Here is a 19,711-nt window from a genome sequence, read left to right as displayed (position 1 = left end):
AGCGCCAACAAGCGTTTACCTGGACAGTCATTGCTGTAGAAGTAACCGTTCGGCCACGAACCTGAGCCACCGCCTTGTTTTTCAGCCACGCCGTCCCCATTAGTTCCTCAGTGTTTTACTGGATCACGGCAGTCTTAATGAGTCACAACCCCATCGATGAATTCAGTGCCAACTGGCACATCCATCTCGACGACAATGAAGTGGACGCGGAAACCGGCAGCGAGTTGCTGCCCAGCGTGCCGAGCCGACCGGAAGTGTTGCCGGTCATGCCCTTGCAAAATCGCCCCTTCTTCCCCGCCCAGATCATGCCCGTCGCGGTCAAGGGCGGCGCATGGGCCAAAACCCTGGACGCCGTAGAAAACAGCAGCCACAAGATGATGGTGCTGTTTCACACTCAGCAGCAGGACGCCGCTGAGGGGACGTTGGACGTCAACAAACTGGCTGACACCGGGTGTGTGGTCCGGATCCATCAGATCAATAAAACCGACGAAGACCAATATCAGTTTGTCGCCGAAGGGGTGGAGCGCGCTCAGGTGTTGCGCTGGATCACCCAAGAGCAACCCTATCTGGCAGAATTGAGCTACCCCATTGACGAGCACCCGGACAGCAAAGAGATCAAGGCTTACGCCATCGCTTTGATCAGCGCCTTGAAGGAGCTGGTGCCGCTCAATCCACTCTACTCCGAAGAGCTCAAGCAATATCTGGAGCGCTTCGGTCCGCACGAGCCGTCGCCACTGACCGACTTTGGCGCCGCCATTACCACGGCCAAAGCGCCGGAGCTGCAGGCGGTACTGGATACCGTTTCGCTGCTGCCGCGCATGCAAAAGGTGCTGTCCCTGCTTAAGAAAGAGTTGGATGCGGCCAAACTGCACGGTGAGATCAGCCAGCAGGTCAACCAGAAGCTGGAGAAGCATGAGCGAGAGTTCTTCCTGCGCGAACAGCTCAAGGTGATCCAACGTGAGCTGGGGATGTCAAAAGACGACAAAACCGCCGACGCGGACGAGTTTCGCAAACGTCTGAAGGGCAAGACCTTGCCTGATGCCGTGCAGAAGCGCTTTAACGAAGAGATCAACAAACTGTCGGTGCTGGAAACCGGCTCACCTGAGTACGCCGTCACCCGCAACTACCTCGACTGGCTGACCCATGTGCCTTGGGGCATGTTCTCCAAAGACAGCATCGATCTGACCAAGGCCCGCAAGGTTTTGGATAAACACCACGATGGTCTGGACGATGTGAAGGATCGGATCCTGGAGTTCCTCGCGGTCGGCAGTTTCAAAGGCGAGATCGGCGGCTCCATTATCCTGCTGGTGGGCCCACCTGGGGTCGGTAAAACCTCCATCGGTAAATCGATCGCGCAGTGTCTTGGCCGCCCATTCTACCGCTTCAGTGTCGGTGGCATGCGCGACGAAGCCGAGATCAAGGGCCACCGCCGCACTTACATCGGCGCCATGCCGGGTAAGCTGGTGCAGGCGCTCAAAGAGTCGGAGGTGATGAATCCGGTGATCATGCTCGATGAGATCGACAAGATGGGCAGCAGCTATCAGGGCGATCCCGCCTCGGCGCTGTTGGAAACCCTAGATCCAGAGCAAAACGTCGCCTTCCTCGATCACTACCTCGATGAGCGGCTCGATCTCTCCAAGGCCCTGTTTGTCTGTACCGCCAACACCCTAGACAGCATTCCCGGCCCACTGCTGGATAGAATGGACGTGATCCGCCTGTCCGGCTATCTGGCGGAAGAAAAACTGGCGATCGCCAAGCACCACCTGTGGCCGCGCCAACTGGAAAAAGCCGGATTAAAACGCAGTCAGCTGCGGATCAGCGATGCCGCCCTGCGCAAGGTGATCGACGGCTATGCCCGCGAAGCCGGGGTGCGAGCGCTGGATAAGCAGCTCGCCAAGCTGGTGCGCAAATCCGTGGTTGGCTTGATGGAAGCCGAAGCCGAGAAGGCGTCGATCGGCCACAAGGAGATCGAATCCCTACTGGGCATGCCACGCTTTAAGCCCGACGACATGTTGTGCGGTACCGGGATCGTCACCGGCTTGGCCTGGACCTCCATGGGCGGTGCCACCTTGCCGGTGGAAGCCCGTAAGATCCACAACCAGAGCCGCAACCTCAATCTGTCAGGCCAATTAGGCGACGTGATGAAAGAGTCGGCCGGCATTGCCCACAGCTTTGTCGCCTCCGGCATTGCCGAGGGCGGATTGTTAAGCCATTACGGCGCCGATCCCACCTTCTTCGACAAAGCCTATATCCATCTGCATGTGCCCGATGGGGCGACGCCAAAGGATGGCCCCAGTGCGGGGATCACCATGTCGACGGCGCTGCTGTCGCTGGCGCTGGATAAGGCACCGCGCAAAGGCGTCGCCATGACCGGTGAGCTGTCGCTGACCGGACAAGTGATGGCGGTTGGTGGCATTCGCGAGAAGGTGATCAGCGCCAAACGGCAGAAGATCTTCGAGGTGATCCTGCCGGAAGCCAACCGCAGTGACTTCGAGGAGCTGCCAGATTACGTCAAGGCCGGGATCACCGTTCACTTCGCCGACCGTTATGAGCAGGTGGCTGAGCTGATGTTTACCGCGCCCGCTTGATGCACCTGCTGACTCGCCGCCCTCAGTCACGTCGGCAGTGAGTCCAGTTTGAGCGCAACGACAAAGGGCAGCCCATGGGCTGCCCTTTGTGTATGCTTTGCTTGCGTCTAATCCAGACTGGCCGCCAGCCGATCCAGACAATCAACCACCTGATCGCTGGCATCCTCCATCGCCACAAAAAGCGTGCCGGAGGCAATGTCATCTTCACGCACGGCGCGCAACGCGGCGATGCCATTGGTATGCACCGCTTTGTGCGGCGCTTCCAGCGCCCGAAAGCCCTGCTTGGTCGCGTGATTTTCCGCCCCCTCGCCTTGATAGTACCATTTGCCGAGACGACACATGGTGTGATCGGCAAACGCGTTCACATCCCCTTCGCCCGAGACCGCCGCCTTGTAGACACTGGACTTCCACGCCAGGTGATCCATCTTAACCGTTTCCAAAAACGCCAGCTCCGCGTTACGGCTGATCAAGGTGTGCATCTGTTTGGACAGATCCAGCGCGTAGGTCACCGCTTCGATCCCCTCCGAGGCTTCCGTGTACAGCGCCTCGCTGATCGCATGGGTATCACTGATGTGGTTGTCGGTCGAGTCGGTATCCGTGACAATCTTAGCCACCAGCTCGGCAATACTGCCGCTGGCGGTGTTCGCCCGCTCTGCCAGTGTCCGTACCTCACCGGCCACCACCGCAAAACCGCGGCCCTGCTCGCCGGCCCGCGCCGCCTCAATGGCCGCATTCAGCGCCAGCAGATTGGTTTGTTCGGAGATCTGGTGGATCACCGTGACGAATTGCTGGATCTCCCCCGCCACCTGCTTGAGCTGAGCTAGGCTGGTCAAGCTCACTGCAGCGTGTTCGGACACGCGCTGTAATTCTTGGGTGATCTTGGTCAAGGTGACCGCTGACTGATCATACAAGGCGGCCGACTCCGCCACCTGATCCCGTTGGGCCAGCATGGACTGAGACAGGCTCGCGACGGTTTCCCGCACACCGCCGATCCCCGCAAAGCTGCGCAGAAGCAGATCCACGCTTTGGTCCTGCACCTCTGGGTGCATCTGAGCCTGCTGTTGCTGATGAATAAGCTCCGCCTGCAACTGCTGGTTTTCCTGCTGTAAGCGAGCATGTTCTTTTGCCAGAGCCTCGTATTCCGCTTCCACCTGTCGCAACCGCTGACTTGCTTTAAACCACACTGACCAAACTCCATAAACTAAAATGCAGCTATTGACTATAGCCATGCGGTTTTTTTCCACAAAGTCAGTGGGTTAAAACGTGCATTGGCGTGCAAAATTCAAAAATAGCGAAAATATCGCTACCAATTGAAACAAAAGCAACCGCAACCGCCTGCGTCTCAATTGTCACATTAAACGCCTACCGCCCCACAGTTTCACCTCCCGTCGGTGAATTAAAAGACTCAAGTTGAATCCAGCTCACAGTGTGCACCGCAAAAATGTCGACAATGGCGCGCTCATTTTTTATCCGGACCAACACAGCTATGACGGAAACAGCCTGGATCGCACAGGGACTGGGATTTATCTCAATGGCCGTCGGCTGGTGGGCCAATGGACGTTCTTGCGATCGACAATTGCTGCGCGGCAATATGCTGGCAGCAAGCCTGACCGCCATCCATCTGGGATTGCTCGGCAGCGTCCTGGGGATGACCAATCAGTGGGTCAATGCCGGTCGCTTTGCCATCGCTCAGCGCACCCGTTCATGGCTCATGGCGGGTGGCTTCGCCTTGTTATCACTGGCCCAGGGTCTGGCCTTTGCCCAGCACTGGAGCGAATGGTGCGTGGTATTCGCGGCGATGATCAGCAGTGCCTTAGTGTTTCGCAGCCAAGGCACCCAGCTTCGTGCCGGATTGATCCTCTGTAATCTACTGAACCTGACACTGTCGATCACCCTGCTGTCCTGGTCTGGGATCGCCTATCAGGTGATGACCGTCTTGATGCTAACGCGTGTCCTCTGGCAACAACGGGTGCAACCGGCGGTACCGGCCTGATCCGGCTTTCGTCCACGTGATCGCCCCAACGAAACGAGCCGAGGGCACTCCCAAAGCGCTTACTGCACACGCAGATAAAGAGACCTATCTACTGGCTTATTACCTCATCGCTTGATCTGGTTAACATAGCGGTGTTAGCGTCAGAGCCAAACAAAACCCTCTAAGAACAATAACCAGAAGGATCTTGGGATGTCGTATAAAGCCCTTGCTCTCGCCAGTGGACTGGCGCTCTCCTCGTTGGCCTGCGCTCAGAACGCAGTGCAGCAACCCACACCAAACCCGCTTAACCCTTTGCCTGTGCCGACCAGCCATGACTGGGATCTCACGCCGCTTTATGCGGACTGGAACCAGTGGCAACAAGACAAGGACAGCATTGAAGCCCAACTGAACCGCATTGGCCACTATCAGGGACAGTTGGATCAGCCTGGGGTGTTGGCCACAGTATTGCCGCTGTGGTACCAACAAGGGAAGGCGTTAAGTCGCTTGAGTATCTACGCCAGTCTCAATGCCGATACCGATCTGCGTGACTCGGAAAACGGCGCCCGTCGCAGCGAGATCAGGATGTTGTACAATCGCTACAACCAGCTCACCGCCTACCTGCGGCCTGAGTTGATCGCCATGGGCGAAACCGCGGTCACGGCGCAACTGGCGCAGGATCCGGCGCTGGCGCCCTACCGCTTCCCGCTGCAGCGGATCCTCGATGCCTCCCCCCATACCTTGAGCCCGGATAATGAAGCGTTGATGGCGGGCACCGGGGTGATCCGCTCTGGCCCGATGACCAGCTTTTCGACCTTTACCAATGCCGAGTTGCCTTGGGCCGAAGTGGAGATCGACAGCAAAACCATCGCCTTGACCCCGGCTCAATATGGCCAATACCGTGCCAATGAAGACCGCGCGCTGCGCCAAACGGTGTTCGACACCTTCTTTGGCTCGCTTAGCCAATATCAGCGGACCCTGGCATCGCTGCTCAACACCCATGTCAATGCGCAGGTCTTTACCGCCGAGTCGCGCCACTTCGATAACGCGCTCTCCGCCTCGTTGGCCAATGAGCAGGTGCCGGAGGCGGTGTATCGCGCCCTGGTCGACACCACCAACGATAATCTGGACACCTTTCATCGCTACCTCAAGCTGCGTGCCCGCCTGTTGGCGTTGGACGATCAGGCCTACTTTGATATCTACGCGCCCGTGGTCAGCACCGAGCTGAGCTTTGGGATCGAGACCGGCATCGAGCTGATGATGGACTCGCTGGCCCCGATGGGCAGCGATTATCAGCAACGGATCGCGACGGGGCTGGAGCAGCGATGGATGGATACCTATCCCAAGCCCGGCAAACGCTCCGGTGCCTACATGAGCGGGCGCGCATACGATGTCCACCCCTATGTGCTAATGAACTACACCGATGATTTCGGCTCGGTATCCACGCTGACCCATGAGTGGGGCCATGCCATCCATTCGGTCTACAGCAATGAGAGCCAGCCCTACCCCACCGCTGGCTACGCCACGTTTGTCGCCGAGATCGCCTCCACGTTGCAGGAGCACCTGTTAGTGGAGCACGTGTTAGAGCACGCGCAGAATGACAATGAACGGTTGTTCTATCTGGGCCAGGCGCTGGATCAGATCCGCGGCACCTACTTCCGTCAAACCATGTTCGCCGAGTTCGAGCTGGCGATCCATCAAGAGGTGGAAGGCGGCAAGCCCCTATCCGATAACCGTTTGAGCGAGCTGTTTCTTGATATCCAACGCCGTTACCATGGCCACGATCAGGGCGTGATGACCATCGATGAACGCTATGGCGTCGAGTGGGCCTACATTCCCCACTTCTACTACAACTTCTATGTCTACCAGTACGCAACCTCCATCGCGGCTTCTGCCCAGTTTGCCGAGCAGATCCTTAGCGGCGATCAGGCCGCCTATCAACGCTACCTTGAACTGCTCAAAGCCGGCGGCAGTGACTACCCCTATCAACTGGTGAAGCAAGCCGGGATCGATATGGCTCAGCCTGCCCCTTACTTAGCCCTGATCCGGCGGATGAATGCGCTGATGGATCAGATGGAAGCGATCCTCGATAAACCCTAGCCCCATCGGATACCCGCTCAACGCAACCCACCGCGCTCACACAGCGCGGTTTTTTCTACGTTGCAAGGCGCAACTGTTACACTTAAACGGATATTGGCATGGTGGAGCAGTGTTATGTCCATGCGTTTCTATTTGCTGGATCTGGGCGAGATGCAGTTCGAAGGTATGCTCAGCCAAGACGGGCCCCACATCAAGCTGGTCGGCGGCGACAGCATTCCCATTGGCGAGTCGGCCCTGCATTACGGCGATCCCATCGAGCCGGGCTGGCGCCTCTACGGCCCCCGTCACAGCATTCCTCTCAGTCAATTGGATGAATCCCAAGTGTTGGAGCTGGCCACCCATTTCGGCCTCCCCATGCGCACCACTCCGGCGGAAACCGTCAGCGGCAGCGATTTTCTCAATAGTCCAGCCTTTCGGGGCCTATGCCAGTGGGTGCGGCGTCACCCAGCCAAGGCCGAGAAGATCAGCCACCTCCATCATCAGAAGACGCCAGGATGGCTCGAGGTGTGTGATGCCGCGAACGCTTTAGCCGACGACGAACAGCACTGACCCCTGTTTCAATTCATCTATCACATGGCGAAACAGGTTAATTTTGTTACAACTTGCACAAACATCCGAAATGAAAGAGTAATTTAGCAACGGTAATTACCTTCACCACAGAGACTCTTAGTCAAAACTCTGGCATATTGCGCGCCATGGAAATGACTAACAAAAAACGAACTGTCTTGGGCGCCGGCTGCCTTGTGCTGGCCGCGGCGGGATCTCAGTTAAGGAATAACGAGTCTGCCCCACAGCGCCAAGCGCTCGAATTGCCTCCCTTTACGGCCAGCTCAATCACCATTGAGCAGGATGTGCGTGAGTACGCGCAACGGTTGGAAACAGCCTATCAGCTCAGTCCGGAAAAGGCGTACACCTACAGCAACTATATCCTTGAATCCGCAGAGTACTCTGACGTTCCCAAGGAGCTGCTCGCAGCATTGATCCACACCGAAAGTCACTTCCGCGACGATGTGATCTCGGTTGTTGGCGCCGTTGGCCCAGCGCAGATCATGCCACAACTGTGGAATGCAGCCTGTGGTGATGTGCATGAGCCGCGTACCAATATCTTGTGTGCCGGTGTGGTCCTGCAGCACTATAAACGCCGATTCTGTGCCGATGACAGCGCACCTTACGCCTGTGCATTGAGCAACTACAATGTCGGACCGGGTAACCTGAGACGGCGCCCAGACAGCAGCCTGGCAGCCGCCAACCGCTATCTCAATAAAATGTCTAACGCGTTGGCCGTTTATGATGAGGTGATGGTAGATCTGTCGATGGAGCGTGAACCCATCATCCTGGCCGATGTCTGGTAAGCTTACCCAACAAAAAGCCCGACACCTGAGTGTCGGGCTTTTTACTCAAGGCCAGTGTGGCTGAGCAGGCGAACCGCTCAATAGAATACCGCTAACCAGACGGTTTTTTGGTCCGGATCGGTCCAGGCCACGCGGTGACGGCAACCGGCAGGAAGGTTGATGTGATCGCCACTTTCCAGTCGAACCTCCCGGCCATCGTCAAAGGCCAACACGGCAGCGCCCTTCACTACCATGACCCATTCGCTCTGGGTCTGATCGTACCAGCCCTGCTCTGGCGAGCTTTGCCCATGAGACACGATCCGCTCGATACGGACCGAGTCATCATCGAGTAAGGTGTCTATCACCTCATGCTCAAGATCATCCGGCAACGACGCCCAGAAATTGCTTACTGCCTGCATGCCCCACTCTCCCCACTGCCCGTGCAATCGCCACGCCGGCACGTCGCCCACCTTAGCTGATGGCGGTTAAGCCCTGATCGAGCACCTCGCGTATACCCTGCTGATGCTCGGGCAATAAGCCTTCCAGCAGCTCTTGCCGCTCTGATGTTACGATCTGACTCAGTATGGCGCACTTCGCCTGAATATCGGCCGTGGCCGTTGACTCTTCAGCCAGCATCGAGGCGATCAAGGCGCATTGATCGATCACCTGCTGCTGCAGGGGATTTAACTGCTGATAACCCCGCGCGTGCTGTTGCGCCGCCTCATAGGCGCGGTTGCCCGAGAACAGCGCCTGGCCGCCTTCTGCCATGGTGCGGGCAACCCGGCCATTGCCCAGCAACGCGTTCAGACTGATAGCCGCGGCCCGATCGCCGGAGCGCCGGCCCGGAACCTTCAACCCCATCACCTGTGCCAGGCCTAACAAGCCCCCGAGCTTGGGATGCGCCGACAGCAGCAAGGTCACCAGGCCCGTCAACTCCCCTAGCACATAATAGGCTTGGCTCTTGGGGGTTTGCAGCAGATGACGGACGATCTCATTGAGTTGAAACCGCAGCGCCTCGCGCGGCGCCTCGGCCGGATCGGGACAATGGCTCCAGCCCGCCTCGTTCAGCTGCTGCCGCGCTACGGTTTGTGCCTTTTTCAGCTCGGGCTGCACCGCTTCAACCGCTGGCTTCAAGGTGTCGATCAACCCCTCTTTCATCACGCCATCACGAAGGATCTTGCCCAGCAGCTTCTTGTTCCACACCATTTCATTCTTCCGTCATGCTTTTACCTGAGTATCGCGGATCCGCGCAGACAGGCAAACCTTGTGATTAACGCAGCTGGAGCGAGATCACACCCTAGCCTCCAACGCAAAGACAGGCTAGGATCGCCCGGTTCAATTTCGGAGCGGTTATGACCTTAGAGATCCTGTATCACGATGAGCACCTAGTGGTGATCAACAAGCCCGCCGGCATGCTGGTGCATAAGGGCGAGCGCCTATCTCATGGCAGAGAGTTTGTGCTGCAAACGCTGCGGGATCAGATCGGCCAGACCCTTTATCCAGTGCATCGGCTGGATAAAAAAACCTCCGGCGTATTGCTGTTCGCGCTCAGCTCCGAAGTCGCGTCTGCCTTGGTGAAACAGTGGTCAGAGGTGGACAAACAATATTTGGCGGTGGTGCGTGGCCATTTGCAGGACACCCTGCTGGATCTGCCGCTGGCGCCGCCACGAGACAAGTTCGATAAAAACTGGGTGCCAGGGCCAGAGAAGCCGGCACAAACCCGCTTTACCTCGCTGGCCGAGGCCGAATTGGACCTTGCCATCGATAAATACCCCACCTCGCGCTACTCGCTGGTGCTGTGTGAGCCATTGACCGGCCGCAAGCATCAACTCCGTCGCCATCTGCGCCACTTGGGTCACCCCATCTTGTGCGACAGCCGCTACGGCAAGAACCGCCACTATCACTACTTTCGCGATCACTTTGGGGTGGATCGTATGTTGCTGCACTGCTGGAAGCTCCACTTTATCCATCCCATCACGCGCGACACAGTCAAACTCGAAGCCCCCCTGGACCCGATCTGGCAGTCCATTATTGAGCGTATGGGTTGGCAGTCTGCGCTTGTGTGAGCTCTGAGCGGTGGCAGCATCTCTTTGATTTACATACCCATTGCGTATACCCCTAAACCTAACAACTGTTGCATCCACAGGTGTTTTAAAGGAGATTAGAAGCCGAAGCCAGCTCGGCTGGTGTTCTCGGATTTCACGCACAAGGATGTTCCATGTTCAGACATATTATGACCAGCGCGTTGCTCGCAGGTTTACTGATGCTCAGCCTCCCCGGTAATGCCGCGCTTGGAAAGGTAGGACAGGATAAAAGCTGTTATTCAGGTCCATTTGAGAACTACGACGACTTTATCGATGTACTCGTCGAAAAAAAGAAAAAGCTCCCAGCCCCTTCGGCCCGTGCAAAATTGGAAATGGCCTTACCTAAGCAAGATTTTACTTGGGGAAAAACGCAAGCTCGCTGCGACAGCTTTTTATATCAGGTGGATGGCGTCAATGTTCTCGGCTACAAAATTGTTCCCAATATAGCCAACAGCGACCAGCCCCTGCCCGTGGTGATCTACAACCGTGGCGGCAATGCAGAATATGGCTCCTTGGTCTTTGGTCAGGTACTGAGAAACCTCATCCCCATCGCGAAACAGGGCTATATCGTCTTGGCCAGCAATTACAGGGGGGGCTTACCGGGACAAGACCCGGAAGCCTATGGCAGAGATGAATTTGGTGGTAAAGACGTCGATGACGTAAAAGCGCTCATCGAAATGATTGAAAGCATCCCGGAAGCCGATCCAAACCGAATTGCCTTATTTGGCTGGAGCCGGGGCGGCATGATGAACTTCCTGACTGCCAGAAATAACGACAAGATCAAAGCCGTGGTTACCGTCGCCGGAGACAATGATCTCAACATGGGGCTGAGCATTCGTCCCGAAATGGAGAGAGTGTATAAAGCTCGGATCCCAGACTATGCCGTCAACAAATCCGAATCTCTGAAACAACGCAGTGTTATCGAATGGGCGGACGAACTGCCCAAAGAGATGCCCGTGCTGTTACTGTACGGTCAAAACGACCAGCGGGTGTCGGCCCTGCATGGGATCAAGCTGGCGGAGAAATTTCAGCAAACCGGTCAGCCCTACAAGCTTGTGATCTACCCCGAGGCGGATCATAGCCTTCTCCCCTACCGCGACGAAGCGATGGCAGAGATCTTTGGCTGGCTTGACGCCCACCTCTAAGTAACGCCCTCAAGGCAAGCTTCGGCTTGCCTTGGTCGAGAACTCGCCCCGCCTCACCATGCAAGCTGCTGCGCGCCGTCTCGCGCGCGCTCAAGTTACCAAGCCGCTACAGGGTTAACCTGTGTGGGTATAGGTGCAACCGCAGACGGCGCAACTGGGCAGGAACAGGACGATCGCTTGGTCTTCCTGTTGATTGATCTCTAAGAGCTCAAGCGTCATCGAATGGACCCCTTCCCCCGCTTTGCTGCGCTCGCCGAGCGCATCTTGGTGGCGCATATGTTGCGGCAGCTGATGCTCAGCGGCCATGCGACGCGCACCACTTTGTCTGAGATTCAGTCGATATACTGTCTGACGCTGTGTCACGCTTAGGATCTCGCCATTCATGGCGATCTCCCCCAGTGCCTCACCGCTGTGATTAAAATAACGATAATGCAGATTTGCCCTGTCTCCTTGCAGCAAAAAGTCCGCTTGCACATAGAACTGGGCTGGCGCAGCGCCGTCCGGCCCGAGCTCGACCAACTCACCACGGCACGATAACACCAGATCGGCATCGATCGGACGTTGCCACTGCCACGCGGCCAACGCCACGGCGGCCAGTAATAACAGCCCCGACAACCACCACCATTGCGTTTGACGTTTAAGGCTCACAGAGCGGTACCTCCTGCCACCAGTGCTTCACTTCAAATTCCGGCTCCAACCGTTGATCGCTGATCTTGACGTTCCGTAGTACAGGGAGGTTCTGGTGCGTGCCCGCGAGCGTCAGATTCAGCACCTGACCATCAACGGAACGGGCCAGATAAACCGTATGCCAGGGCAGCTCACTGCAACTTTCAAATGCCTGTGTCATGGCCAGTTCGATCCGTTGCAGCAAGGCCGTGTCACGCTCATTGGGACGAACCTGCACCAAATGCAGTTGCCGGCCGCCGCTTAACGGGGTCACGCTCGGGTGCAATAGTGCGGAAGGCGAGGATGACAGTGGGTCTAGCAACAACAGTCCGAGCAGGACACCGCTGCCAAGCAGCACGCCCAGTGCAGCGCCCACCCGTTTGAGCCGTTGAGGACGCGCCTTGGTCGGCTGCGTATTGGGCAAACGCCACACATACCCTTTACCGGCAACGGTGACGATAGGTCCAGTCTCATCGGCCCCCATAAAGCGGCGCAGGGTAAACACCGCCTTCACCACCGCAGAGCTGCTCATCACAGGTTCAACCTCACCGGCGCAGCGCAGACGATGCTTACTCAAAACGATGTTGGGATGATCGATCAGCTGGGTCAGCACCAAGAACTCGGCCCGTGGTAACTCCCACGTTCGCTCCCGTTCGAGATCAACCAGCTGGCGCCGCTCGCGAATAAAGCTCATCGCTTGCCATTGCATCTTATCTTCACCCTCGGTGACTGTACCTCAACCATAACAAGGGCTAACCCAAGCAAGCCAGAGTTCACCGTGCGATCCGCCCAGATCGGCCCGGATCTTGTCCTAGATCAATCTCACCATGGTGTAATCAACAGGAATAATCGCAGGTAATCCCTATTACTGACCCCAAATATCGCCCTGCCGCCAATTAATCGCTCAAAATTCGCCCTTTTTCGACGAACACAGCGTCGCGCGCAGATCTCGCCGAGACGCCCAACGACGAGCCCGATTACTGTGACTAAGATCACGCGCCGCCTCAGGACGCTATCCGACACTGAGATCAGCCCGGCAGAACACCGCAGGCGACGACGCAGCGAGTTAGCGATTGCGTCAAACAATCAATAAACAATGAGGTGACCACCATGGACAGAAGACAAGCCATCACTAAGATCATCGGCCTCACCGGCGCAGGTGCCGGTGCCCTCATGCTCCACCAACCGGTCTTTGCCGTCACCAACAGCGACGCAGGCTGGCAGCTTGCCATCGGAGAACGACTCGCCTACGCCAAACTCGATCCCATGACCGCCGCAAAAAATGCCTACCTCGCTGGCAATGGCTGCATGTATCAGGTCTTCCATGGGATCATCAACACGCTTGCACAGTCCGACTCCATCGATGCCGACAAATTCGCCCAGATCCCAACCGCCCTCGCGCATTATGGCTATGCCGGGATCCTCGGTGAGGGCTCCGTCTGCGGCAACGTCAATGCCACCGGCATGCTATTCAACCTATTGAGCATTAATGGGGCTGCAGCCAACCCGTTACTGACCAAGGTGCTGCGCTTCTACGAGCAAGAAACCCTGCCCTTTAGAGACGATACCTTCCTAAGTGGGATCGGCGCCAACACCGAAGAGAAGAAAGCCAAGGTTGGCAAAGCGACGCAGGCCAACAGCGTATTGTGTCACTCCTCCATCACCAATTGGGCGCGTGAGAACAATAAAACCGCGGCAGACAAAGGCGAGCGCTGCTCTGAGCTCTCCGCCTCCGTGACCTACAAGATCGTCGAGTTCCTGAATCTGGCGATGGACGGAGAGGATCTCAGCACGGTCTATCCCTTCACATCCACCGTCTCCGATTGCAAATCTTGCCATGGCAAGGCCGATTCCTTTGGCCCAAGCGTGATGACCAATATGGAATGCGACACCTGCCACGGTGGCCACTAGGCTAAGGAGGCCACATGAGCTATCGCAAACTGCTGCTGCCCGTTGGATTGTGCTCCATCCTGATCGCTTGTGGTGGGGATAACAACAACGGCGATCCAACGCCCGAGCCACCGCTACCCTTGCCTGACAGCATTGATATCGATGCCACGACCACGCTAGAACTGGCGTTGGATCAATTTGATGGGCCTAGCGGCGCGGTCTACTTCACCCTCACTGGCGACGATGCCCTCCCGGTCATCGGAGTGCAGCGAGTCCGAGTGCTGTATCTGGGGTTTCCGCCCGCAGGGCCCACCTCCAGTAAATATGGATTGCCCTGGCACCAGACGGAGAACTATGACTGCCGCCAGATCGGCGAACACTGTGCGCTGAGCGTAGAGGAGATCACGCTCGGCCAGTATCAACTGCTGCCCAGCCAACTCTATTGGCAAGCCAACATCGAGGAGTTCAAGATGATGCTGGAGATCGATGGCGAGCTCGCCAGCGGCCAGCTGCTCGGTCAATGAGCGACGATCCGACGCCTCTCCCCGCGCCGCCTAGGCCGGTACGCGAAGAGGGGCGTAACCCCCACCCAAGATCTTGTGCTCACTTCTACTGAGCCCAACGCGCTCACCTCAGGCGATCGTTGACGGATCCGGTGCCGCTCTGTCAATCGCCTTCCTTATATAGCAAGGCAGTGACGGTTTCGATTTTCGCCCCTTATTGCAACCCTGTGACTCAGCGACTATTTCACCACCTCGATGCGTACCTTGATCAAGCCGGCGCTGTGCAAGCCGAGCTGACCAAAATTTTTGCGGGTGAGATCGATGATGCGGCCACGGACAAAGGGCCCACGGTCATTGATCCGAACCACCACACTTTGACCTGTCGCCACATTAGTGACGCGCACTCGGGTGCCAAAAGGCAATGTCTTGTGCGCCGCCGTATCCCCGTTTTGGTCAAAGCGCTCCCCATTGGCAGTCAGCCGGCCTTGATACTTATCGGCATAGAAAGACGCGATGCCCGTCTGGCTATAGCCCACAGCACCCGATTGGGCTCCACTCGACATCGATGAGCACCCGGTAAAGCCAAAACTCAACATCAGGCAGAACAATAGCTTCACCCAGCGATGAAAAGTCCGCGACATAAACTGACTCCTTGCGTGTTTCGTTGAGATATTGAGCGCTCCCAAGGGCACGCCTCCCCTAAGAGTCTGATGCATCACGCGCTTAGCGCCATTAGTTTCAATAAAAATGCTGCCACAATGAGCAAACGCATCAAATATGCCGAACGATGTTAGACGCGATGCTGATCGCACAAAACCTCGCCGATTTCTTCTCGCCCTTCACTTAAGAGACTGTTTTTTATTCTTATTGTTTAATTAAACCGCCAGTTCTGATGGTGATAACAACAATCCACCTCTGCGCAGGACCCGCTATAATCATAGGTTTGCGGACCTAAAACCGGCTTTTGCCCCCCTTGCAATGTCTTAGAGATCAGTAAACTTCAGATTGGACATAACAATGGGGCAAAAATCTTGTATACTTGCGCGGAATTTTAGCGCTGATTTTTGTAGAGTGAAAAATGGCTGACTTATCTAAGTACCGTAACATTGGTATCTTCGCACACGTAGATGCCGGTAAAACCACTACCACCGAGCGTATCCTGAAACTGACCGGTAAGATCCACAAAACCGGTGAAGTACACGATGGTGCAGCTACCACTGACTTCATGGAGCAGGAAGCTGAGCGCGGTATTACCATTCAGTCCGCAGCAACGACTTGTTTCTGGGATGACCACCGCCTGAACATCATCGATACCCCTGGGCACGTTGACTTCACTGTTGAAGTTTACCGTTCTCTGAAGGTTCTGGATGGTGGTATCGGTGTATTCTGTGGTTCCGGCGGCGTTGAGCCACAGTCCGAGACCAACTGGCGCTACGCGAACGAATCCGGCGTTGCTCGTCTGATCCTGGTAAACAAGCTGGACCGTATGGGTGCAGACTTCTACCGCGTAACCGATCAGGTTAAGAACGTTCTGGGCGCTCGCCCACTGATCATGACCCTGCCTATCGGTCGTGAAGATGACTTCGTTGGTGTTGTTGACGTACTGAGCCAGAAGGCTTACGTATGGGACGATACCGGCCGTCCAGAGAACTTCGAGATCCTCGACATCCCAGCCGACATGGTTGACGATGCTGCGGCGTACCGCGAAGAGCTGATCGAAACCGCTCTGGAAGCGGACGAAGATCTGCTGATGGAGTACCTGGAAGAAGGTACCGAGCCAGCGGTTGAAGAGATCAAGCGTTGTATCCGTAAGGGTACCAAAGAGCTGATGTTCTTCCCGACTTACTGTGGTTCTGCCTTTAAGAACAAAGGTATTCAGCTGGTTCTGGATGCGGTAGTTGACTACCTGCCATCCCCAACCGACGTTGATCCACAGCCTCTGACCGACGAAGCGGGTGAGCCAAACGGCGAAGTTGCTCTGGTTTCTGCAGAAGAGCCACTGCGTGCTCTGGCGTTTAAGATCATGGATGACCGTTTCGGCGCCCTGACCTTTATCCGCATCTACTCCGGTGTAATGAACAAGGGTGATACCATCCTGAACTCCTTCACCGGTAAGACCGAGCGTATCGGTCGTATGGTAGAGATGCACGCCGATGAGCGTAACGAGATCTCCCGCGCGCAAGCCGGTGACATCATCGCTGTTGTTGGCATGAAGAACGTGCAAACCGGTCACACCCTGTGTGATCCTAAGCACGAGTGCACCCTGGAGCCAATGATCTTCCCAGAGCCAGTGATCTCCATCGCTGTATCTCCGAAGGACAAAGGCGGTTCCGAGAAGATGGGCGTTGCGATCGGTAAAATGGTTGCAGAAGATCCAACCTTCTGTGTTGAAACTGACGAAGATTCCGGTGAGACCATCCTGAAAGGTATGGGCGAACTGCACTTGGACATCAAAGTAGACATCCTGAAGCGTACCTACGGCGTTGAGCTGGTAGTGGGTCAGCCACAGGTTGCTTACCGCGAAACCATCAACACCCCAATCGAAGACAGCTACACCCACAAGAAGCAGTCTGGTGGTTCAGGTCAGTTCGGTAAGATCGATTACCGCATCAAGCCAGGCGAGCAGAACTCCGGGTTCAAGTTTACCTCTTCTGTTGTTGGCGGTAACGTTCCTAAGGAATTCTGGCCTGCGATTGAGAAAGGCTTTGCTAGCATGATGGAAACCGGTCCTCTGGCTGGCTTCCCTGTGCTGGACGTTGAAGTTGAGCTGTTCGACGGTGGCTTCCACGCCGTTGACTCCTCTGCTGTTGCGTTTGAAATCGCTGCGAAAGGCGCTTTCCGTCAGTCCATGCCTAAAGCGGGTCCACAGCTGCTGGAGCCAATCATGAAGGTTGACGTGTTCACCCCAGAAGATCACGTAGGTGATGTGATTGGTGACTTGAACCGTCGTCGCGGCATGATCAAAGACCAAGAAGCTGGTGTTACCGGCGTTCGCATCAAGGCAGACGTACCTCTGTCCGAAATGTTTGGTTACATTGGTCACCTGCGTACCATCACTTCCGGTCGTGGTCAGTTCTCCATGGAGTTCTCCCACTACTCTGCTTGCCCACAGAATGTGGCTGAGCACGTGATCGCGGAAGAAAAAGAGCGTCAAGCTAAGAAGTAATTTGCTTCTTAAGCTAATGCTTTAAAAGACCCCCGCCGGTGTAAACCTGCGGGGGTTTTTATTTAAGATGGATCGAGACAATGAATAACGACTTCGATAGCCCTTTCGCGGGCAAGCCACTGCACGAGCAGATCAACAATCCCAATATTCGGGTCGGCCGCCACAGCTATTACTCCGGCTACTATCACGGCCATCCATTTGAGCACTGTGTCCGCTATCTGACGCCAGATCGTGATGATGTAGACCAGCTTATCATCGGCGATTACTGCTCCATCGGCTCAAGAGCTGTGTTTATGATGCCCGGAAATCAAGGCCATCGACACGATTGGGCCAGTACCTTTCCCTTCTTCTACCAAACGAACGACGCCTTTGACGGCGCTCAGGACGGTTTTGTCCGCGCCGGCGATACCGTCATCGGCAACGACGTTTGGATCGGCTCAGAAGCCATGATCATGCCCGGGATCACCATCGGCGATGGCGCCATCATTGCCAGCCGAGCCGTCGTGACCAAAGACGTCCCTGCTTACGCCATCGTTGGCGCAAACCCAGCCAAACTGATCCGCTATCGCTTCGAGGAAGCGCAACGTCAAATGCTGCTAGAGATCCGCTGGTGGGACTGGAGCGAGGGCCAACTTCATGGGGCTATGGCGCTAATGTGTTCTGGTGACATTGATGCGCTGTACGCTTATTGGGAAGGCTTGGATCGATCATCCGACTCGGTCACGTCATAGCGAGGTTGCTCTGGGGCCGACGCCGCTTGCCACAGATCGCCCACCTTATCCTCTTCCGCCGCTTCCCCCTCGCCTTCCTTCTCTCCTTCCCAGTCATAGCGCTTGCGCCGGGGCAGCGGATCGTCCCGCCAAAACCAGATCGCCGCCAGCACTCCGCCCACGGCACCAAACAAGTGGGACTCGAAGGACACGCCAGGATCGCGCGGGAAGATCCCATAGATCATGCCGCCAAACATAAAGAAAGCAACCATCATCAGTGCGATCGAGCGGGGATCACGCCGCAGCAAACTGACGATAAAGAGAAAGAAAAATAGGCCGTACGTCAGCCCGCTCGCACCAAAATGGTAACTGGTTCGCCCGGCCAACCAAACACCTACACCGCTGACCAGCCAGATCAACAGCAGCACCTTAGATCTGGAGCGGGGGTAACCAAACAGCAGAGCGGATCCCAAGATCAGCAGCCCCGTACTGTTGGCGGCCAGATGGGCGGCAGAGCCGTGGATAAAGGGCGCCCATACGATCCCCCATAGCGCTCCCACCTCCCGGGGTACGATCCCGTAACGAAACAGTTGTCCGTCCAGCAACCACTCCAGTCCCCATATCACCCACAACAGCAGCACAAACACCGCCGTTAGCTTGATGCTTTGTTTGAGACTGAACAATTGCTGTTTGATCGCTTTCATTGCTGACTCCACAGGGCGCTGGCACAGCCGCTAAACTGACTTTCTAGCTGTTTTTACGTGCAATAACCAGATTATGATTGCTGGCACCGAGCAAGGAGGGCTCCTGGCAAGAACGCAGGTGATACTGCAACCAACGCTGATAGCCCGCCTCGTCCAATAGGTTAACAGTCGGGCCCATCAATCGACTATAGCCGTCCGTTGCCGCATGAACATCCACGGTGAACCCCGCCTCCCCGATCAAAGAAACCATCTCTTCTGGCTTGGCAAAATAGCCAATACGAAAAAAGGGATCGACCTGATCGCTGTCGATCCGGCCCTGCTCATACAGTTGATCCAACAGTGCAGGGGTCACCGCCTCGCTCGCGCGCTGCATCAAGTGACCGGCGATAAACAGTCGGCTGATGTAGGCGACCGCTACCACACCGCCGGGCTTGAGGATCCGGTACGCCTCCGCCAGCACCGCCTGACGTTGGGCCAACGCTTTAAGATGGTATAAGGGACCAAGGATCAGCACGGCCTGTTGCGAGCCATCGGCAATAAAGGGCAGAGCCGTTGCACAGGCCTGTCGGCAAGTCACCGAGAGCCCCAATGCCGTCGCGTTCTCCTTCAGTTGCAGCAACGACGACCCCACCGGCTCCACCGCCGTGACTTGGCAGCCTTGCGCGGCATAGTACAGCGAATAACGCCCCGTCGCCGCCCCAAGTTCGGTTACGGCCCCCGAGCTTGGCATGTCGTCACGCAACAACGCTAAGGTGGTATCAAACTCAAGTCGGGCCGTGTGCTGACAGCCTAATCGAGCATCCTCGTTAAAGTGGGTGTAATAGCGTTCAAGCAATTCCATCGCTGTTCCTTTCG

Annotated in this window: 19 protein-coding genes and 1 pseudogene; 11 read left to right on the top strand and 9 right to left on the bottom strand. The window is 56.4% G+C overall.

Annotation, left to right across the window (positions count from 1 at the left end; translation table 11 throughout):
* The first annotated feature begins 137 nt into the window (after positions 1-137).
* Positions 138-2,588: an endopeptidase La gene (gene lon, locus ABEA08_RS20940; protein WP_345337396.1), complete on the top strand. Its 2,451-nt coding sequence runs from the start codon at positions 138-140 to the stop codon at positions 2,586-2,588.
* Positions 2,589-2,695: 107 nt separating this feature from the next.
* On the opposite strand, the gene ABEA08_RS22070 is transcribed toward lon, so the two are convergent.
* Together ABEA08_RS22070 and ABEA08_RS22065 are read right to left on the bottom strand one after the other, a co-directional pair.
* Complete coding sequence (locus tag ABEA08_RS22070; protein ID WP_425557394.1) at positions 2,696-3,013, bottom strand: CZB domain-containing protein; 318 nt, start codon at positions 3,011-3,013, stop codon at positions 2,696-2,698.
* Between the two features lie 153 nt (positions 3,014-3,166).
* Positions 3,167-3,538: pseudogene (locus tag ABEA08_RS22065) on the bottom strand (methyl-accepting chemotaxis protein); the annotation flags it as partial.
* Positions 3,539-4,074: 536 nt separating this feature from the next.
* Between ABEA08_RS22065 and ABEA08_RS20930 the strand changes: the two are divergent.
* The 4 genes from ABEA08_RS20930 (at position 4,075) to ABEA08_RS20915 (ending at position 8,009) form a co-directional block, all read left to right on the top strand.
* Entirely contained in the window at positions 4,075-4,581 is a 507-nt protein-coding gene (locus ABEA08_RS20930) for a YgjV family protein (RefSeq protein WP_345337394.1), read from the top strand.
* Positions 4,582-4,770: 189 nt separating this feature from the next.
* Positions 4,771-6,657, top strand: coding sequence for an oligoendopeptidase F (pepF, locus tag ABEA08_RS20925; protein WP_345337393.1), 1,887 nt, complete (start codon positions 4,771-4,773; stop codon positions 6,655-6,657).
* 114 nt (positions 6,658-6,771) lie between these two features.
* The gene (locus tag ABEA08_RS20920) at positions 6,772-7,206 is read left to right on the top strand and encodes a hypothetical protein (protein ID WP_345337392.1); all 435 of its coding nucleotides are present in this window, start codon (positions 6,772-6,774) and stop codon (positions 7,204-7,206) included.
* 152 nt (positions 7,207-7,358) lie between these two features.
* On the top strand, positions 7,359-8,009 hold the full coding sequence (locus ABEA08_RS20915; protein ID WP_345337391.1) for a transglycosylase SLT domain-containing protein: 651 nt from the start codon (positions 7,359-7,361) through the stop codon (positions 8,007-8,009).
* 77 nt (positions 8,010-8,086) lie between these two features.
* Here the strand turns inward: ABEA08_RS20915 and ABEA08_RS20910 are convergent, their stop codons facing one another.
* Together ABEA08_RS20910 and ABEA08_RS20905 are read right to left on the bottom strand one after the other, a co-directional pair.
* Complete coding sequence (locus tag ABEA08_RS20910) at positions 8,087-8,407, bottom strand: cupin domain-containing protein (protein WP_345337390.1); 321 nt, start codon at positions 8,405-8,407, stop codon at positions 8,087-8,089.
* Between the two features lie 52 nt (positions 8,408-8,459).
* Entirely contained in the window at positions 8,460-9,194 is a 735-nt protein-coding gene (locus ABEA08_RS20905) for a hypothetical protein (RefSeq protein WP_345337389.1), read from the bottom strand.
* A gap of 146 nt (positions 9,195-9,340) precedes the next feature.
* Between ABEA08_RS20905 and ABEA08_RS20900 the strand changes: the two genes are divergently transcribed.
* Both ABEA08_RS20900 and ABEA08_RS20895 read left to right on the top strand, forming a co-directional pair.
* Positions 9,341-10,054 (top strand): pseudouridine synthase, encoded by a 714-nt coding sequence (locus tag ABEA08_RS20900; protein WP_345337388.1) that lies wholly within the window; start codon positions 9,341-9,343, stop codon positions 10,052-10,054.
* 152 nt (positions 10,055-10,206) lie between these two features.
* On the top strand, positions 10,207-11,217 hold the full coding sequence (locus ABEA08_RS20895; RefSeq protein WP_345337387.1) for an alpha/beta hydrolase family protein: 1,011 nt from the start codon (positions 10,207-10,209) through the stop codon (positions 11,215-11,217).
* Positions 11,218-11,331: 114 nt separating this feature from the next.
* Here ABEA08_RS20895 and ABEA08_RS20890 read toward each other — a convergent pair whose 3' ends face one another.
* A complete protein-coding gene (locus tag ABEA08_RS20890; RefSeq protein WP_345337386.1) occupies positions 11,332-11,865 on the bottom strand; it encodes a hypothetical protein in 534 nt (177 codons plus the stop codon).
* On the bottom strand, positions 11,855-12,592 hold the full coding sequence (locus tag ABEA08_RS20885) for a winged helix-turn-helix domain-containing protein (RefSeq protein ID WP_345337385.1): 738 nt from the start codon (positions 12,590-12,592) through the stop codon (positions 11,855-11,857). Before ABEA08_RS20885 ends, ABEA08_RS20890 begins: the two co-directional genes overlap by 11 nt.
* Positions 12,593-12,993: 401 nt before the next feature.
* Here ABEA08_RS20885 and ABEA08_RS20880 point away from each other — a divergent pair, with 401 nt between their 5' ends.
* Together ABEA08_RS20880 and ABEA08_RS20875 are read left to right on the top strand one after the other, a co-directional pair.
* Positions 12,994-13,794, top strand: a complete 801-nt coding sequence (locus tag ABEA08_RS20880; protein ID WP_345337384.1) for a cytochrome C — start codon at positions 12,994-12,996, stop codon at positions 13,792-13,794.
* A gap of 14 nt (positions 13,795-13,808) precedes the next feature.
* Positions 13,809-14,297, top strand: a complete 489-nt coding sequence (locus ABEA08_RS20875) for a hypothetical protein (protein WP_345337383.1) — start codon at positions 13,809-13,811, stop codon at positions 14,295-14,297.
* A 218-nt stretch (positions 14,298-14,515) separates the two neighbouring features.
* Here ABEA08_RS20875 and ABEA08_RS20870 read toward each other — a convergent pair whose 3' ends face one another.
* Entirely contained in the window at positions 14,516-14,917 is a 402-nt protein-coding gene (locus ABEA08_RS20870; RefSeq protein ID WP_345337382.1) for a septal ring lytic transglycosylase RlpA family protein, read from the bottom strand.
* A 437-nt stretch (positions 14,918-15,354) separates the two neighbouring features.
* Here ABEA08_RS20870 and fusA point away from each other — a divergent pair, with 437 nt between their 5' ends.
* Positions 15,355-17,442: an elongation factor G gene (gene fusA / locus ABEA08_RS20865; RefSeq protein ID WP_345337381.1), complete on the top strand. Its 2,088-nt coding sequence runs from the start codon at positions 15,355-15,357 to the stop codon at positions 17,440-17,442.
* An 80-nt stretch (positions 17,443-17,522) separates the two neighbouring features.
* On the top strand, positions 17,523-18,173 hold the full coding sequence (gene catB, locus ABEA08_RS20860; protein ID WP_345337380.1) for a type B chloramphenicol O-acetyltransferase: 651 nt from the start codon (positions 17,523-17,525) through the stop codon (positions 18,171-18,173).
* Here catB and ABEA08_RS20855 read toward each other — a convergent pair.
* Together ABEA08_RS20855 and ABEA08_RS20850 are read right to left on the bottom strand one after the other, a co-directional pair.
* Positions 18,128-18,856, bottom strand: coding sequence for a rhomboid family intramembrane serine protease (locus ABEA08_RS20855; RefSeq protein ID WP_345337379.1), 729 nt, complete (start codon positions 18,854-18,856; stop codon positions 18,128-18,130). The genes catB and ABEA08_RS20855 overlap by 46 nt on opposite strands.
* 43 nt (positions 18,857-18,899) lie before the next feature.
* Complete coding sequence (locus ABEA08_RS20850) at positions 18,900-19,697, bottom strand: class I SAM-dependent methyltransferase (protein ID WP_345337378.1); 798 nt, start codon at positions 19,695-19,697, stop codon at positions 18,900-18,902.
* Positions 19,698-19,711: the final 14 nt, after the last annotated feature.

The organism is Ferrimonas pelagia (assembly GCF_039543565.1).
Classification (GTDB): Bacteria; Pseudomonadota; Gammaproteobacteria; order Enterobacterales; family Shewanellaceae; genus Ferrimonas; species Ferrimonas pelagia.
This window is presented reverse-complemented; position numbering and strand designations above follow the sequence as displayed.